Origin of the sequence: Streptomyces sp. NPDC086519 (assembly GCF_040686075.1) — a bacterium.
GTDB lineage: Bacteria > Actinomycetota > Actinomycetes > Streptomycetales > Streptomycetaceae > Streptomyces > Streptomyces shenzhenensis.
The window spans coordinates 59,671-76,444 of the sequence record NZ_JBFBJL010000012.1; the positions used below are offsets into that span (position 1 = coordinate 59,671).

General features: G+C 71.2%; 17 protein-coding genes and 1 pseudogene. 12 read left to right on the forward strand and 6 right to left on the reverse strand.

The window, feature by feature from the left end; all coding sequences use genetic code 11:
* The first annotated feature begins 107 nt into the window (after positions 1-107).
* Positions 108-692, forward strand: coding sequence for a fasciclin domain-containing protein (locus AB0P24_RS13890; RefSeq protein WP_365793517.1), 585 nt, complete (start codon positions 108-110; stop codon positions 690-692).
* 266 nt (positions 693-958) lie between these two features.
* Here the strand turns inward: AB0P24_RS13890 and AB0P24_RS13895 are convergent, their stop codons facing one another.
* Entirely contained in the window at positions 959-1,621 is a 663-nt protein-coding gene (locus AB0P24_RS13895) for a hypothetical protein (protein ID WP_365793519.1), read from the reverse strand.
* 449 nt (positions 1,622-2,070) lie between these two features.
* Here AB0P24_RS13895 and AB0P24_RS13900 point away from each other — a divergent pair, with 449 nt between their 5' ends.
* From AB0P24_RS13900 to AB0P24_RS13910, 3 genes are read left to right on the forward strand one after another with little or no spacing between them, the layout of a single operon-like run.
* Positions 2,071-2,796, forward strand: a complete 726-nt coding sequence (locus tag AB0P24_RS13900; RefSeq protein ID WP_365793521.1) for a hypothetical protein — start codon at positions 2,071-2,073, stop codon at positions 2,794-2,796.
* 55 nt (positions 2,797-2,851) lie between these two features.
* Positions 2,852-4,462: a hypothetical protein gene (locus tag AB0P24_RS13905; protein WP_365793523.1), complete on the forward strand. Its 1,611-nt coding sequence runs from the start codon at positions 2,852-2,854 to the stop codon at positions 4,460-4,462.
* Between the two features lie 2 nt (positions 4,463-4,464).
* Positions 4,465-5,157, forward strand: coding sequence for a nucleotide-binding protein (locus AB0P24_RS13910; protein ID WP_365793711.1), 693 nt, complete (start codon positions 4,465-4,467; stop codon positions 5,155-5,157).
* A gap of 146 nt (positions 5,158-5,303) precedes the next feature.
* On the opposite strand, the gene AB0P24_RS13915 is transcribed toward AB0P24_RS13910, so the two are convergent.
* Entirely contained in the window at positions 5,304-6,113 is an 810-nt protein-coding gene (locus tag AB0P24_RS13915) for a macro domain-containing protein (RefSeq protein WP_365793525.1), read from the reverse strand.
* A 312-nt stretch (positions 6,114-6,425) separates the two neighbouring features.
* Between AB0P24_RS13915 and AB0P24_RS13920 the strand changes: the two genes are divergently transcribed.
* From AB0P24_RS13920 to AB0P24_RS13945, 6 genes are all read left to right on the forward strand, one after another.
* Entirely contained in the window at positions 6,426-7,763 is a 1,338-nt protein-coding gene (locus AB0P24_RS13920) for a macro domain-containing protein (protein WP_365793527.1), read from the forward strand.
* Between the two features lie 795 nt (positions 7,764-8,558).
* The gene (locus AB0P24_RS13925) at positions 8,559-8,807 is read left to right on the forward strand and encodes a hypothetical protein (RefSeq protein ID WP_365793529.1); all 249 of its coding nucleotides are present in this window, start codon (positions 8,559-8,561) and stop codon (positions 8,805-8,807) included.
* A gap of 12 nt (positions 8,808-8,819) precedes the next feature.
* Positions 8,820-10,010, forward strand: coding sequence for an SPFH domain-containing protein (locus AB0P24_RS13930; protein WP_365793531.1), 1,191 nt, complete (start codon positions 8,820-8,822; stop codon positions 10,008-10,010).
* 399 nt (positions 10,011-10,409) lie between these two features.
* On the forward strand, positions 10,410-10,628 hold the full coding sequence (locus AB0P24_RS13935; RefSeq protein WP_365793533.1) for a hypothetical protein: 219 nt from the start codon (positions 10,410-10,412) through the stop codon (positions 10,626-10,628).
* 58 nt (positions 10,629-10,686) lie between these two features.
* Complete coding sequence (locus AB0P24_RS13940) at positions 10,687-10,905, forward strand: hypothetical protein (protein ID WP_234533069.1); 219 nt, start codon at positions 10,687-10,689, stop codon at positions 10,903-10,905.
* Positions 10,906-11,315: 410 nt separating this feature from the next.
* Positions 11,316-12,251, forward strand: a complete 936-nt coding sequence (locus AB0P24_RS13945) for a slipin family protein (protein WP_365793535.1) — start codon at positions 11,316-11,318, stop codon at positions 12,249-12,251.
* On the opposite strand, the pseudogene AB0P24_RS13950 reads toward AB0P24_RS13945, so the two are convergent.
* Positions 12,196-12,614, reverse strand: a pseudogene (locus AB0P24_RS13950) (MFS transporter); the annotation flags it as partial. The gene AB0P24_RS13945 and the pseudogene AB0P24_RS13950 sit on opposite strands and share 56 nt — an antisense overlap.
* Before the next feature lie 158 nt (positions 12,615-12,772).
* On the opposite strand from AB0P24_RS13950, the gene AB0P24_RS13955 reads away from it, so the two are divergent.
* Both AB0P24_RS13955 and AB0P24_RS13960 read left to right on the forward strand, forming a co-directional pair.
* A complete protein-coding gene (locus AB0P24_RS13955) occupies positions 12,773-13,279 on the forward strand; it encodes a glutathione peroxidase (protein ID WP_365793537.1) in 507 nt (168 codons plus the stop codon).
* 67 nt (positions 13,280-13,346) lie between these two features.
* Positions 13,347-14,240, forward strand: coding sequence for a MerR family transcriptional regulator (locus AB0P24_RS13960; protein ID WP_365793539.1), 894 nt, complete (start codon positions 13,347-13,349; stop codon positions 14,238-14,240).
* A 195-nt stretch (positions 14,241-14,435) separates the two neighbouring features.
* Here the strand turns inward: AB0P24_RS13960 and AB0P24_RS13965 are convergent, their stop codons facing one another.
* The 3 genes from AB0P24_RS13965 to AB0P24_RS13975 form a co-directional block, all read right to left on the reverse strand.
* The gene (locus AB0P24_RS13965; RefSeq protein WP_365793541.1) at positions 14,436-14,627 is read right to left on the reverse strand and encodes a DUF397 domain-containing protein; all 192 of its coding nucleotides are present in this window, start codon (positions 14,625-14,627) and stop codon (positions 14,436-14,438) included.
* 213 nt (positions 14,628-14,840) lie between these two features.
* Positions 14,841-15,698 (reverse strand): helix-turn-helix transcriptional regulator, encoded by an 858-nt coding sequence (locus AB0P24_RS13970; protein WP_093501737.1) that lies wholly within the window; start codon positions 15,696-15,698, stop codon positions 14,841-14,843.
* 296 nt (positions 15,699-15,994) lie between these two features.
* Positions 15,995-16,762 (reverse strand): GPP34 family phosphoprotein, encoded by a 768-nt coding sequence (locus AB0P24_RS13975; protein ID WP_365793543.1) that lies wholly within the window; start codon positions 16,760-16,762, stop codon positions 15,995-15,997.
* Between the last annotated feature and the right edge of the window lie 12 nt (positions 16,763-16,774).

Genomic DNA, 16,774 nt, shown 5'->3' on the forward strand with positions numbered 1-16,774 from the left:
TGCCCCGAGGCCATGGCGCTGCAGCCGCCCCATCCCTGTCCCGGAAACGAAGAATTCCGCAGTCCAGACCCCCGCAGTGTTCATACCTCCACGGGAGGAAGGTTGCGATGAACTTCACTCGCATGCGCACGCGCACAGCAAAGACCACGGCGGCAGCCCTGGTCGCCATCCCCCTGGCGCTGGGTGGTACGGCGCCGCAGAGCCAAGCGCAGGAAGCCTCTCCCAGTCCGTCGGGCACCTTCGGTCCCGGCTGTGCGGGGCTCGCCCAGAAGGCCAGCACGATCAGGGACAAGGTCGTGGAGGCCGCGGCCGCGTATCCCCAACTCAGCAACCTGGTCTCCAGCGCGGTCAGGGCGAACCTGGACGGCACCCTCGACGGGAAGCCCGACATCACCGTCTTCGCCCCCGACGACAAGGCGTTCCAGACGATGACCGCGTCGCAGTTGTCCTCTCTCCTCGCCAACCAGGGGCAGTTGAAGAAGCTGCTGACCTACCACGTCGTGGACCAGCGGATCACTCCGAACGAGCTCTCCCACGGCTCCTTCACGACGCTGGAAGGCAGCAAACTGACCACGTCGGGCTCGGGCACCGACTTCAAGGTCAACGGCAAGGCGAACATCGTCTGCGGCAACATCGAGGCCGCGAACGCCACCATCTACGTCATCGACGCGGTTCTCCAGCCGCCGTCCTGACACCTGGAACACCTGGAGCCGCGCGCTCCGGCAGACAGCGGGTATGTCCCTTGCCGGCATCGGCGACGTGGACCGGGCGGCGAGGACAGGGCGGCGACAACCGGCCGGTGACCTCGCCGCCCCGCCGCGAGACGGCCGGGACGACCGTCGGCCGCAGGCACTGCCCCGCACAGTCCCTGCCCCGCACAGTCCCTGCCCGTCGGCTGTACCGCCTCCGTCGGCGATCCGGCGGAGGCGGTACAGCCCCGGCGTCCGTACACCGGCGGTCAGTCGAGGCCGAGGCGGGTGAGGGCGGTGGTCCAGTCGGTGACGATGGCCTGCTGTGCGGCGGCGAGAGTGACCTTGCCGGCGCAGACCGCGGTGTGCAGCTTCGTCTCCACCGGGTCCTTCTTGTTGTTCACCCCGGCCCCCTTCTTGTGGCCCGGGTCGGCGGGCTCCACCCACAGGTTGCGCGGGTCGTTGGGGTCACCGCCCAGCTGAAGGCTTATCAGGTGGTCGTACTCGGCGTCCGCCATGGAGCCGGTGTAGCCGTACGAGGCGGCGTCGAGCTTCTTCTCCTTGCCCGTCACGTACGCGGAGGGACGCACGCCGGAGGTGTAGCCGCCCTTGCGGCATATCGTCGACTTCAGGTTCGCCTGCGTCACCGCGGGCGATATCGCGCCCGGCGTGCAGGCGGGGTCCTCCAGCGGCTCCCCGTGCTCGTAGCGGTAGTGGCAGCTGCCCGCGGCCGGCTGCTGCTGGACCACGTAGTGCCGCTGCGGACCCGCGCCCACCGCGATCGCCTTCCCGGAGGTGGGCGCCGCCGATCGCGGCGCCCCCGCCGCCGGACTGCGGGTCGTGGTGGACGTCGAGGTTCCGAGCGAGGAACAGCCCGACAGCAGCAGACAGGCGAGCAGGACAGGCGGCACGGCACGATCGGCAGAACGCATGATGAATCCTCACAGGGCAGGCGGCGACTGAGCAGATGCTGCCCCACGGCCACCCGGCCCTACCGCGCGGGGTCCCGCAGCGCCGCTCCTGCCAGCAGGACGGGGCCGGCGGACCGGCACCCGCCGGTTCCTGAGCCCTCCCCCCTGAGCCCTCCCCCCTCGCCCCCTCCCCCGATGTCCCTGACCCGTCGTAGCCGTGGCCGGATCCGGTGTTGCCACGGAGGCGGGCGGGGAGTTCTCTCATGTCTGGGGCGCGGGCGGCGGATCCGGCGGCCGGAAGGGCCCTGGAGCGGGCCGGAAGCGGATCGGAAGCAGCTCGGTTCTGGTCACGGAAGCGCCGGCGCTGGTCGCATCGGAGGCATCAACCTCACTGCCGCGCCCCGCTGTTCACCGCCCGGCCTCGCGGCCGGGGCGGGCGCGGTGCACTGCCGTGACCGCTGGAGAACCCCATGACCGACCCAGGGCTGACGCCGCACGCCGAGCGTCCCGACCCGCTGTCCACCCACCGTGCTCCACCCTCCTACCAGGCCCCGGGGCTGATACCGCCGAGCGGCCCCGCCCGCACCTGGGGGCTCGTGGTCATCGCCACGCCCCTGCTGTTAGCCGTGCTCCTGACCCTGATCGGCGGCCTGACCGGTGGGTCGTCCGGGGCGTCGGGATCGTCGGAGTCGTCGGGGTCGGGGTTGTCCGGCTCGGGCCTCTTCGGCTCGGGCAGCACGGGCTCGGGCAGCGACGACACGGCCGACCAGCCGACGTACACGGACCCGTCGACCGCGTCCGCATGGCCGTACGACGACACCAGCACCCCCGAGGCGACCGCGACCGACGACTACGCCTACCCGACGGACACCGCCACCGGCACCCCGGACGCGAGCGCGAGCGCGAGCGGCGGACCGGGCGATGTCGTCACCGCCTACTTCGCGGCGATCTCCGCCCGTGACTACCGGACCGCCTGGAACCTCGGCGGCAAGAACCTGGACTCCAGCTACGACAGCTTCGTCTCGGGCTACGCCACCACCGCGCAGGACACCGTCGACATCGTGTCCGTGACCGGCACCGAGGTGCAGGTGACCCTCGAGGCCCTCCAGACGGACGGCACGACGAAGACGTACGACGCCACCTACACCGTCCAGGACGGCGTGATCACCAGCGGCACGGCGACCCAGACCGGCTGACACCCACCGGGGCGTGCCGCAGGGTGCGCCCGCACGAGCGGAGCGCTGAACCACCATGGCCACACAAGTACTCGACCCCCATCCGCCCGGCCCGGCACCGCAGGAGCCGCCGGGACAGCGCGCGTACGCGCGGACCAGGGCCACCCGGCTGCTGTCCGCGGGCACCTACCTCGATCCCGGCTACCGGCGCGCCGTCATCCGGGAACTGCTCCGCCGACGTTTCCGGGTCGTCGCGCCCTCCTACGGCTACGACGCCGTGTCGGTCCTCGCCCACGCCCTCGCCGCCCGCCGGCTGCGCCGCATCCAGTGGGGGGTCGCGGCCGGCGTGGACTTCGCGGTCTTCCTGATGCTCACCAACGGGGTGCTCAACCCGTTCCTCGGTGTCGTCCTGCTGCTCTGGGTGCCGTGGGCGGCGGCGTACCTGCGCCGGATCGTCACCCTGCACATCCTGATGACCCGAGTGCGGGAGACCGGCCCGGACGGTGGCTTCGACGGTGCCTGCCCGTCGCACGCGAAGCTGACCGCCGCACTCGCCCGGAAGATCGACCACGAGCAGGCCGGCCGCAGCGGACTGGTCTTCTACGGCGGCTACCGGCCCTTCGTCGGCGCGGGCCTGCCGCTGCGCGACTGGTCCAACGCGCAGTTGCTGCTCGGCGCCCCGAAAACCCAGATCATGGCACGCAAGAACGCGGACGGTTCACCGCCCGACCTCGACACCGTCGAGCGCAGGCAGGTCGTCCCGTTCACCGTGCGCGAGATCACCAGCCAGGTAGCCGCCCGGCTCACCGCCGACCTGCGCGACGAGGCCCGCGCCGACGAGCGGATCGAGGGGCTGACCGTCGAGCAGCGCCGCTACACCACCGCGATCCGCACCGACGACCGTTCCAGGGGCGCCGGCTGGTCCCGGCTGCCCAGCGTGGACGACCTGCCCGACATCCACTGGCGGGAGGACTACGACGCGGCCCGCGAATACCTGTGCGTGCGCGTCGGGTCCTGGAACGAGGAGCTGGTGACCTCGGTCTTCGTGGGGTTCGACCTCAAGGGCAACACCCTGCACACCGAGTTCTACACCTATGTGCTCGGGCCGCTCGTGGAGGACTTTCACCTCGTGGACCAGCTGCCCGCCGCCGTCGACCGGCGGCTGGCACTGCGGGTGGCGTGGGACATGGGCACGGCGCTGCTGCGCTGGTGGGTGGCGCTGTGGCTGTGGCCGCTGTGGCTGGTCCCGGAGCGGTTCCTGCCGACGTGGGCGGTCCCGTGGATCCAGCCCTGGCGGGTCTGGAGGGCCAGGCGGGCCACGGCCGCGGTGCTGCTGTCGGACCGGGCGGCGGACACCAGCGAGTTCCGGCTGGGCCGTTACGTCAACCGCTGGCTCAACTGCGGCGCGCTGGCGAGCGTCAGGGAGCTGGCCACCAGCGAGACGTACCACCACTTCTTCCAGCAGTCCGACGCGGTGAAGTACATGCAGGTCGTCGAGCGCCGGCTGCTTCACAACATCCGCGCGTTCCTCGACGAGCACGACGTGGACCTCGCCGAGCACGACCGCGCGCAGACCAACATCCTGCTGGGCGACAACAGCCAGAACGTCTTCGGCGGCCAGAACAGCGGCTTCGGCTACAACTTCCAGCCGCCGGGCGGCGGTTCCTCGGGAAAGGCGGGACAGTGACCATGAGTCAGGGCCACACCTTCGGCGACAACAACCAGAACATCCTCGGCGGCCAGAACAGCGGCTTCGGCTACAACGTCCACAACACCCCGCAGCAGGACCAGCGGTCCGCCGAGCAGGAGGCGGCGCGGGCGGCCCAGGCACGCGCGGAGCACGCCCGCGGGCGCAGCGTCTTCGTCGTGCACGGCCGCGACGAGGAGGTCCGCACGGCCATGTTCGGGCTGCTGCGCCGGCTCGACCTGCGCCCGCTGGAGTGGGAGCGGCTGGTACGGGCCACCGGGGGGACCACGCCGTTCCTCGGCGAGGTCATCGAGAAGGCGCTGTCCCAGGCACAGGCGGCGCTCGTGCTGCTCACCCCGGACGACGTCGCCAAGCTCCATCCGCACCTGCTGGGCGACAACGAGCCCTCGTACGAGACCCGGCTGACCGGCCAGCCCCGCCAGAACGTGCTGATCGAGCTCGGCATGGCGCTGATGGCCTACCCGGAGCGGACGATCATCGTGGAGGTCGGCCAGGTACGGCCGGCCGCGGACCTGGGGGGCCGCAACGTGATCCGCTTCGACGGCTCCGAGACCGCCATCTCGAAGATCGTCGAACGGCTCAAGGGCGCCGAGTGCGACCTCGACGACACCCGGCCGGACTGGCGTGACACCTCGTACTTCGAGAATCTGGCGGCCTACCGCCGACTGGCCTGACGGACATCGCGGGAAGGGGCGGAGGGGCAGGGCCGAGGGACGGGGGGCGGGGGCCTTGGGCCTTCCGCCCCTCTTACTCTCATGCTCATACGCATACAAGCGCGCATACACATACACAAGAACGTGCGCATGCGCATGCAGATGGGCTACCTCTCCGGGCCCGACGCCAACGCGGCCAGGAACGCGGCCAGTTCGCGCATGTCGACGCCGTCCAGTTCCTCGGGCCGTACGATCACACGCAGTTCACGGCAGATCGCGCCCTCCCGGGAGCGGGCCACGAAGGACATCAGGATCAGCCGGAGCAGGCTGTCCCGGTCGAGGTGACCGAGCCGTGCCAGCCCGGAGCCGACCAACGGCATCGCCACCGCCTCCAGTTGGGCGTGCGTGCGCAGCGCGTCCCACAGTCCGCCCAGGCCCCGCCACAGATCCTCCACGCCGGAGGCGGCCACGTAGTCGTTGCCGATCCGGCTGTAGGCCACGCCGAACACCAGCCGCGGCCGGGTGCCCAGCACGGCCACCGTGCCGACCGGGTAACGGTCGAGTTTGCCGAGCGGCTTGTCCGCCCGCTCCTCCCGCGCGACCGGCCCGGCCGCGGCGAGCGCCGCGGCCAGCTCCGCGTCCAGCCGGTGCGCGTCGCCGCCGTAGCGGCGGTCCAGCAGTTGCGCCTGCACGCTGTCGGCGTTGATGAGCCGGCCGCCGGCCGACAGGGTGTCGAAGGTGTCGCAGAACCCGACGACGAGATGGGCCGGCTGGTCGAACACATCGCCCGCCTCGACGACCACCGTCATGTCCGGCCGCCGGAACACCTGCCGCACCCGGACCACCGGACGGGACCGCAGCAGCCCCCAGCCCAGGCAGGCCCCCACCGACAGCCCGACGACCGCGCCCGAGGCGCTGTACGGCACGAAGGGGCCGACGACCTGGGAGACGGCGGACAGCCCGCCGAACGCCACCATCGTGTCGCGTATGAACGCCTGCCGGGCGCGCCGCGTGCCCCGTGGCAGACGTGGGCGCGGAAGAGAGCGCGCAAGAGAGCACGGAAGGGCGCGCAGGCCGGGGCGCGGGAAGGGGCGAATGATACGGGGCCGGAAGGCGTCCGGAGGCCTTATTGGGTCCAGCCCGGCGGAATCACCCGAACTCATGGATTCCCCAGGGCATCATGATAACCTTTCAGTCACTGGATATGACGCAGAGTGACGTAGAACCGCCGGGGGGCGACGCGGATGGCCGGTGGGAGAGCACGTATCCGGGTGAAGGTGTTGGGCCCGGTGCAGCTCGAAGTCGACGGGGCGCCGGTCCGGCTGACTCCTCTGACGACGCGGCTGCTGGTCCGCCTGGTGGCGGCCGCGGGCGAGGCGGTGCCGGTACGGCAGCTGCGCCGCGACGTGTGGGGACTCGCGGACGAGCCCCGCCACCTGGACCAGCGCAACCGCAATGAGGTCCAGAAACGCGTCCTGGAGCTGCGGCGGGCGCTGGCCCCCGGCCAGGACAGCGCGGGCACGCAGGTCCTGTGCACCGAGCAGCAGGTCACCGTGCAGGGCCCGGAGACCGCCTACCGCCTGGTGCTGCGGCCCGAGGAGCTGGACAGCGCGAGGTTCACCGCCATCGTCGGCGAGGCCCTGCTCGCACCGCCGGCCACCGCCGCGCACCGGCTGGCCGAGGCGCTGTCCCTGGTGCGCGGCCGGCCGCTGGCCGAGGTCAACGGCGAGGGGTTCGCGGTGCCTTTCGTACGCCGCCTGACCACCCTCCTGGACACCGCCCGTCGTGAACTGGTCCGCGCGCAGACCGATCTGGGGCGTCCCGAACTCGCCTTGCCGATCGCCGAGTCGATCGTCCACGAGCATCCGGACGACGCCGAGGCCGCACGGGTCCTCGACGCGCTGCGCGCGGAGCTGCGCGCCCGGCACGGGGCCGAACTGCTGCGACACCGGGTGCCGTTGCCCGGCCAGCGGGCGGATGTGGTGCTGGTGCGCGGTGACTTGTTCGACCAGGTGGACGCCAACCTGGTGATCGGGTTCTCCGACACCTTCGACACGGAGACCACCGAGGATCTGGTGATCAGCCGTGAGAGCCTGCAGAGCCAGCTCGTCGACCGGCTGTTCGCCGGGCGGCGGCGCCTGCTGGACGACCGGCTGCGGGCGGGGCTGCGCACGGTGAAGGCGGTGGGCACCGAGACCGTACGGACCAAGCCGCTGGGCCGGCGGGTCCGCTATCCGGTGGGTACGACCGTGATGGTGCCGGTCGAGGGCCGGCGGGTGTTCGCCACGGCCTATTCGCGGCTCGGCAACGACCTGGTGGCCAGGTCCAACCACGCCGACCTGCGGCTGAGCCTGGAGAACCTGTGGGCCTCGGTGGCGGTGCACGGCCTGTTCAAGCCGGTCGCCGTCCCGCTGATCGGCTCCGGGCTGGCCCGGATCACCGACCTGGACCGGGGCCAACTGGCCGCCCTGATCGTGGACTCGTTCATCGAGGCCTGCCGCCGCCATCCCGCCCTGACCCCCGAGCTCCGGATCGTCATCCTGCCCCAGGAGCTGGCCCGGACCGACCTGGCCCCGGTCGAGCAGCGCTTCGAGGACCTGGTGCTCGGGCTGCGCGCGGCGGACTGACGACGGACCGGCCCCGGGACCCGACCCCGAAACCGACCCCGAAACCGACCGCGAAACCGACCGTGAAACTGCCGACGGAACCGACGGCCGAACCGACGGCTCTACCGACCGCGAAACTGCCGACGGAACCGACGGCCGAACCGACGGCTCCACCGACCGCGAACCCGACGACGAAACCGACGGCTCTACCACCGACGACGAAGGCGAGGCCGGGCGGAGGCCCGGACGTGTCCCCCGGGCCGGCGGGCTGCTCCGCATCTGACTGCTCCCCCTTCGCGGCACCACCCCGCCGGCCGCGTCTCGCGCCGCGTCGCCCGGCCTCACCGCCGTCCACGACACCACCCCGCCTGCTTCCGCGGGCACCCGCCAACCGCTTCCGATCCGATTCCGACCTGCTCCAGCCAAGACGGCCGAGCCCACCAATGGCCGCCGAGCCCGCCGATAGCCGCAGATAGCCGCTGACGGCCACTGTTGGCCGCTGATGGCCGCTGATGAGACGTGACGGCTCCGCCCCACCCCCCGCACGGATCACCACCCCACACGGGCAGTACACCGCGCCCACCGTGCGGGCAATTACGCATGGCCCGACGGCATTTGCGCCGTATCTGGCATCATGCCGCCCGGCATCTCGCGGATCGGAGCGGCGCGCGGAGGGACGTTCCCGTACCGACCGCTTCCCGCATGGCTCTTCCGGAACCTCCCGCTCCGCAGGACGGTCCTCCCCGGCCGTTGGGTCCCGCGCGGAACAGGTCTATCGTCGGAATCGTGAGGCCAGGACGAGGAGGACGGCCGGTGATGCCGCAGGACGAGGCCGTGATCGGCCGCACGGGGAAGGTGCTCATCGGAACGCGCGGTTCCCACGGCCCCGGCGAAGTCCTCGTGCGGGTCAGAGGCGGCTCGGAGACGTTCCTCGCCTGGTCGGAGGAGCCCCTGCCCGTCGGCGCGACGGTGCTCGTGATCGAATCACGGGGATGCCGTGAGGTCGGCGTCATCGAGTGGGTGGATCCATTGGACGCGCTCGGCGACAGCGCCGAGGCCGGCTGAGGAGTAACAGGAATGTTCGGATACCGCGTACCCGCTCCCGACGAGGCGATGCTGATCTCGGGGGGCAGGCGGGGACTGGGGGGCGCGCCGTTCCGAGTGGTCACGGGGCACGGAAAGTTCGTGATGCCGGTCTTCCGGAAGGTCCGGTTCCTCACCCTGTCCATGTGTGAGTCCGAGGTCACCGAGACCTGCGTGACCAGGCAGGGCATCGCGCTGCACGTGCGCGCGGTCATCGCCTTCAAGGTCGGCAACGACCAGGAAAGCATCATCAACGCGGGCCAGCGGTTCCTCTCCGACCAGGAGCAGATGTCGGTGCTCACCGGCCGGATCTTCGCCGGGCACCTGCGGGCCATCATCGGCTCGATGACGGTCGAGGAGATCGTCACCGAGCGGCAGAAGCTCGCCGCCGAGGTGCTGGACACCTCAAAGACGGAGATGGCGAAGATCGGCCTGATCGTCGACTCACTGCAGATCCAGTCCATCGACGACGGCGACACCGGCTACATCGACGCGATGTCCGCCCCGCACAAGGCCGCCATCCAGCGGCAGGCGCAGATCGCCCAGGCCCAGGCCACCCAGGCCTCGGTCGAGGCGGAACAGGCGGCGGCCCGCAAGCAGGCCGAGTACGCCCGCCAGACCGCCATCGTCAAGGCCGAGTACTCGGCCGAGGTGGACCGCGCCCAGGCGCAGGCCGCGCAGGCCGGACCGCTGGCGCAGGCGCACGCCCAGCAGGAGGTGCTCGCCGCCCAGACGGAGCTGGCCCAGCGCCAGGCCAAGCTGCGCCAGCAGCAGCTGGTCGCCGAGATCGTGAAGCCCGCCGAGGCCGAGGCCGAGCGGGTCAGGATCCTCGCCGCCGCCGAGGCGCAGCGGATGAAGATCCAGGCGGAGGCGGCAGCGTCGTACGACCGGGTCGCGCTCGACCGGATGCTGATCGACCAGCTCCCGCAGATCGTCAAGGAGGCCGCCGGCGGCCTCGCCGGTGCCAACGTCAACGTCCTCAACGGCGCGGACGGCCTCGGGGAGATCGCCGCCGGCCTGGTCTCCCAGGGCCTGACGATCCTCGACTCGGTCCGGCAGAACCTGAGCAGCCAGGACTCCGACGGCCGCCGCTCCGGGGACAGGGAGAGCAACGGCAGCGGCCTGCTTCAGCTGCCCACCAACAAGGGCCGGAAGTCGGACGACGGCCCGGTGGACGTCGACTAGTCCGGCACCCCTGAACACCACCGCCTCTGACCGGCGCGTTCGCCCTCGCGGGGCGGGCGCGCCGGTTGCGTTGTGGCGGGGGGCGGGGGTGCGGTCAGGATGCGCGGGGTCGGAGTCGGAGTCGGAGGTGGGGCGGGGCCACAGGATCACGACGGGTCTGTTCCCGCCCGCGCCCTCGGCTCATCGCCCGAGCCCTCACCCGCCCCTGCCTCCTGCCTCCTGCCTCCTGCCTCCTGCCTCCTGCCACCGCCTCCACCTCTGCCTCCACCTCTGCCTCCACCTCTGCCCCCTCACCACTCACCGCTCATCACCGCTCCGGCCGCCGCCGAGACATAGCCCCCGGTGCCACCGTCCCGGCTTGGATGGACTCGAAAATCGAACACATGCTTGAATTCAGTCATGCGATCGTTTCCCGCGGAACTGGCTCGGGCGCAGCAGGAGTGGAGCGCCACCTACCGGGAGCTCGCCGAGCGGCCCGGGCGTACCGAGTTGCGCCGGCGGCTGTACCGGCTGTCGGCTGAGGTGTTCTTCCATGCCTACTGGCAGGAACGGCGCCCGGCCCCGGTCGCGTGGTGGGAGCTGCGGGGCCTGGGGCGGTCGGACAGGGCAGGGAACTGAGGGGGCTCGGATGGCGGGCTGGAGTGCGGGACTGTACGTCCAGGATGATTCTGAAGGCATGTCCGGACCGATACGGGTGATCGTGCATCCGCCGTCGCCGACGGGCGGCCGGCGCGTGCGTGTGGACGGGGAGATCCTCGGGCTCGCGCACAACGTGACCGACGTCGCCGAGTTCCTTCGCCGGGCCGGGTTGGAGATCGACCCGGCGGATGTCGCGGCGGCGCCGTGGATCGACTGGCGGGGTGGAGGGCCGGAGCGGTGGGGGCCGGACGCGTGACGGGAAACGCGCGAGGCCCGTCCGGTGTGGACGGGCCTCGGGATGGAGCGCCGGGCAGGCCTTGCACCTGCATTTCCCCGCAGGAAGCGGGGCGTCTTTCCTTGGACCACCAACGCAGCACCAGGCGGCCCGGATTGGGCCGGCCAGCTCTGGAATGATCATAGCCCATACGGGCGGGTCGGCGCGGCCCGCGCCGGGGCCGGCACCGCGGTCGCGCCGTCAGGCGCCTCGTCCGGGTGCGCCACGGCCCCCTGCGTCCGGCGCCACCCGGCGGCCCTGCCCTGGCTCCCCGGGCAGTGGTTTTCTTTACGCACTCCTGACGCCGAGTCCGCATCCCCGGAGGGCCGGAAAGTGTCCTCATCCTTGTCCGGTTTCTTGTCCGGATCACGTCGAGAATGGAGTGTGTGCCCATGGACGGCGCCGTTGTAGGGGTCGTACTGGTGGTCGTGCTGGCCCTGCTCGTGCTGCGCAGCGGGATGCGGGTGGTCAACCAGGTCGAACGTGGGGTCGTGTTCCGCTGGGGCAAGGCGCTGCCGGACTTCCGGCGGCCGGGGATCACCTTCCTCATCCCGTTCGCCGACCGGATGCGCAAGGTGAACGTCCAGGTGGTCACCATGCCGGTGCCCACGCAGGAGGGCATCACCAAGGACAACGTGTCGGTGAAGGTCGACGCCGTCGTCTACTTCCGGGTCACCGACCCGATCCGCGCGGCCATCGAGGTGCAGGACTACGTCTTCGCCGTCGGCCAGGTCGCCCAGTCCTCGCTCCGTTCCATCATCGGCAAAAGCGACCTGGACGACCTGCTGACCGACCGGGAGCGGCTGCACGAGGGGCTCGCCCTGATGATCGACAGCCCGGCCGCGGAGTGGGGCATCCACATCGACCGCGTAGAGATCAAGGACGTACAGCTCCCGGAGTCGCTGAAGCGGTCCATGTCCCGGCAGGCGGAGGCCGAGCGGGAGCGGCGGGCCCGGGTCATCACGGCTGACGGTGAGTTCCAGGCCGCGCAGCAGCTCGCCAACGCCTCCCGGATCATGGCGGAGACCCCGGAGGCGATGCAGCTGCGCCTCCTGCAGACGGTCGTGGAGGTCGCCGCCGAGAAGAACTCCACGCTCGTCATGCCCTTCCCGGTGGAGCTGCTGCGCTACTTCGAGCGGGCGACCAAGCGGCTCGACCAGGAGGTCGAGAAGAACGAGCGGGAGCTGGACGGGCCGGACGGGTCGGCCGCGCTCAGGGCCGGGATCGAGCAGATCGCCGCCGTCGCCGACAAGTTCGGGCCGACGGCGGAGCTCACGGCGCCGAAGGAACCGGCAGCGGAGCCGTCCGCTCCCGTCGAGCAGCAGTAGCCAGCGCCAGCGTCACGGCGAGTGACGCGAGCGCCATGAGCGTCATCGCGTCGGCGGGCGAGGTGAGTTGGGCCACCGAACCCGCCAGCGTGGCGCCCACCCCCTGCGCGGCGACCACGCCGGTGGCGTGCAGTCCCAGGGCCTGGCCCGTGAGGTCGCCGGGAGTGAGGGACATCAGGCGTTCCTGGAGAACGAGACTCGCGGCGAAGCCGACGGCGGCGACGGTGACGGTGACCGGCGGACCCGCGGACCGGCGGACCGGCGGTCCGCGGCGAGCACGACCGGCGGACACCGGGCGAACACCAGATAGGGCGCGGTCGGCAGCAGCGGGATGTCCAGCCGGGGGCGTAGCGCTGGCGGCACTCTCCCGACCCCTCCGAACGGGCGCTGCCGGCCGCTCAGGGGCGCTGCTGGGGGACGCGCGGGCCCGGCGGTCGGTGCTGTACTCGCGGACGGTGGCCGGTGACGTGGTCGTCGAGGCCGGAAGCCGCTCCGCCACTTGTCGGAGTTAGCATCCGTTCATGACGACTACCGAGAACAACGGGTCCGTGCTCGACGTGGAGATCGGTGCGCTGCAGGGCGGCTCGGCCGACCTGCCGGGCTACGACGGCAAGGCCGTGCTCATTGTCAACGTGGCCTCCAAGTGCGGTCTGACGCCGCAGTACACCGGCCTGGAGAAGCTCCAGGAGCGGTACGCGGCGCAGGGCTTCACCGTGCTCGGAGTGCCGTGCAACCAGTTCATGGGCCAGGAGCCCGGCAGCGCCGAGGAGATCGCCGAGTTCTGCTCGGCGACGTACGGCGTGACCTTCCCGATGACCGAGAAGGTCGAGGTGAACGGGGAGGGGCGGCATCCGCTCTACGACCGTCTGGTCGGGTTCGCCGACGGCGAGGGGCACACCGGGGACATCCGCTGGAACTTCGAGAAGTTCCTGATCGGCCGCGACGGGCAGGTCGTCGCCCGGTTCGCGCCGCAGACCGAGCCGGAGTCGGCGGAGGTCGTGGCGGCGGTGGAGGCCGCCCTCGCCTGAGCCGGGTTGACCTTGCCCCTGGGGCAGGGACGAGCCTCCTGGTCACCGGGCGGAACGGATCCGCCCGGTGACGGAGGATGTGGCCGTGGAGGACGCCGTGGACGAGGAGCTGCTCACGATCGGCGCGTTCGCCGCGCGGTCCCGGCTCTCAGCGAAGGCCTTGCGCCGCTACGACCGGCTCGGGCTGCTGGCCCCGGCGCACGTCGACGAGGTGACCGGCTACCGCTACTACCGCGCCGGTCAGGCGGAGCGCGCCCGGCTGGTGGCGCTGCTGCGCCAGCTGGACATGCCGCTGGCCCGGATCGCCGAGGTGGTCGAGGCGGCGGAGGCGGCGGACGGTGACACCGCCGCCGGGCTGCTGGCCGGTTACTGGGCGGACGTCGAGGCGCGGGTCGCCGGGCAGCGGACGCTCGCCGCATACCTCCGTGGACGGCTGTCCGGAGGGAGTTCGCAGATGTACGAGACGTTCACGGTGGAGACGGTCGAGGTGCCGGCGCAGGTGGTGATCACCGAGACGCGGCACACGCTGGCGGACGAGCTGCCGGCCTGGATCGGCGCCTCGCTGGGCCGTCTGGAGGCGGCGGCCCGGGAGTGCGGGGGTGTGGCCGGGGCGCCGTTCGTCGTGTACCACGCCGAGGTGTCCGTGGAGAGCGACGGGCCGGCCGAGGCCTGTGTGCCGGTGGCGGACGAGGCGGCGGCCCGGGCCTGGGCCGAGCGGCACGGACGGGCCTGGGAGACGGCGGTGCGCGTCGAGCCGGCGCGCACGCTGGCGTACACGCGGATCAGCAAGGCGCAGGTGGCGCATCCGCAGATCCTGGCGGCCTTCGAGGCGGTGGAGCGGTGGATCGCCGGGCGCCCGGGCCTGGCGTACGACGGCCCGTGCAGGGAGGTCTACTTCGCTGACTGGGACGCGGCCGGACCGGAGGATCCGGTGTGCGACGTCGCGTTCCCCGTGCGGTGAGGCGCGTCGGGAGTGGGGTGAGCGTCGGCCCGTGGAGATGAGCTGGTGGGGATGGGCCGGTGAAGATGGGCCGATGGAGAGGGCACAAGCCGAGCCCCCTCGGCAAGGACGGCGAGCTGGTCGAGAGGGCTCTGGGTGACGCTTGTGCAGATGTTGTCGTCGGGAGCGTGAAGCGGTGGGTCAGCGAATGCCCCCCTACGCCTTGACCGAGTTCACGAAGGTGTTCCAGGCCCCGGCCGGGAACGCGAGGACCGGGCCCTCCTCGACCTTGGAGTCGCGTACGGCGAGTCCCGCGGTCGTCGGCGACTTGACCTCGACGCACGCCCCGTTCCCTGCGGAATAGGAGGACTTCGTCCACGTCTCCGTGGCGCCCTGAAGCAGTGCCATGTCCACTCCTGTAGCGAGTTGCTGTGGTGCTTGCTGTAGTGCGAATCACGCCAACCTTTCTGACCGGTTGGCGTGATCGACGCTACTAGCCAACTTCCCCGCCCGGAGTACCCGTTCACTCGTCCGGATGGCATATTCCAAAGGAGGCTTCCATGGGAGCGCTACGCCGGTGTACGATCTCGCGCTCTCCGCCCGGGAGGGCATCCGGTGGCCTCAGCGGGCGTACTCCTTCGCCGCGTCGGCGATGAACTGCCGGGACTGCTCGACGTTCAGCGACTGGGCGCGCAGGTGCTCGTACATCACGGCGTACTTCTGCACGTCGTGGGCCTTCTCCAGGTAGAGGTCGCTGGTCACGCCCTCCAGGTAGACGACGCTGGAGTCGGCCGCGTCGGCGAACTCCAGGATCGCGTACTGGCCGTTGAGGCCGGGATGGGCGCCGCACTCGAAGGGCAGCACCTGGACGGTGATGTGCGGCTGCTGGGACATCTCGATGAGGTACTCCAGCTGCTCGCGCATGACGAGCCTGCTGCCGACGAGCCGGCGCAGCGCGGCCTCGTCGAGCACCACCCACAGCCGAAGGGGGTTGTGTTCGGCGGTGATACGTTCCTGTCGCCGCATCCGGACCTGGACCCGCTTCTCGATGTCGGCGGCGGAGGTCTCCGGCAACGCGCCCTGCACCAGGGCCTCGGCGTACGCCCGGGTCTGCAGCAGTCCGGTGACCAGCTGGGGCTCGTACACCCGCAGCGACTCGGCGTCCGTCTCCAGACCGATGTAGACGCTGTACGGAATGTCGCCGAACGCATGCCACCAGCCTTGCTGGCGCGAATCCCTGGCCATCTCCATCAGGGACTCGACGACCCGCTGGTCCTCGACCTCGTACACCCCGCACAGGTCGCGGACGTCGCGCTGACTGATGCTCCGGCGCCCGTTCTCCAGCCGACTGATCTTCGACTGCGAAACGAGCAACCGCTCCGCCACTTCCTCCGCCGTCATGCCCTTGAGCTCGCGGAGCCTGCGCAGCTCCTGGCCCAGCCGGCGTCGCCTGACGGTGGGATTGACATTGGACGCCACGGGACGTGCACCTCCGGCTGCCTGCGTATAACTACCACTTTGCGTATCTGCTGTTGAGCAGACTGCCACCAAGGGGCTTTCTACCGCTGGAGAACAGTGGATATGCAGCGCGTACGCGTCAGTTCGGGCGCGCTCCGGATGCGGCGGGGCGCAGGGGGACGAACGCAGCCGAGCGGGGCGGCGAGGCGCGTACCGTGCGCCTCACCGCCCCGCTCGGACCAGCGGCTCCCGAACCGGGTCTTCAGAGGTCCTGCATTGCCGGCTGTCGCCGGCTGTCGCCGCCGTGGAACTACGGCTCAGTGCACCACGGCACGCGCCATCGCGCCCGCGCCTCGGCGCGGTTGCATCGGAACACCGCGAGCGGGTTCCGGTGCGGCGGCCCTGGCGCCTGGTCCGGCCTGCCGGCCGGCCGGGGCGGCCGGGTTACGGCGTGGCTGAGCGGCCGCGCCGTTCTGCACGTCCATGACGGCGTGGGCCACGAGCCCGCCCATCGGGTCGTGCCGGATCAGGTCCCGCAGCCGGGAACGCGAGGAGCGGCCCTCGTTCCCCGGGTACAGATGCTTGCCGAGACCGACCGCGTGGGCCAGGGCGGCGAGCGCTGCGGTCCGCGGGTCCGGCGGTACGCCGGTGCGGATCGCCGAATCCAGCCGGCCACGGATCTCCCGGGTGACGGCGTTGTCCGTCGCCTGGTAGCGCGTGGTCGGCAGCACCCCGCACATCTGACCGGCGACGGCGGCGACCATGCCGCACCGTTCCAGATGCGCGAGATAGATCTGGCGAAGGCCGAGTCGTGGCCCGCCGATCCAGTGAACAGCCCGTACGGGAGCGCCGCGCCTTCGCAGCAACTCCAACGCACAGTCCAAAGTCGGATCTCCAGTCGGCCGTGGCTGCACCACGGCGATACGATCCCCGTCTGGGGCTATCCGTCCGGCCAGCGCCAGCTCTACTAGCTGTGCTCCGGCCAGACCGAGGTCGAGCGACTGCGGCTGTGCAGTGGTACCCGTGGCCGGGTCCAGTGCCAGCAGCAGAAGCTCCTCCGGAAGTGTTCTGCGGCTCCTGCCCATCCATGCCTCCCC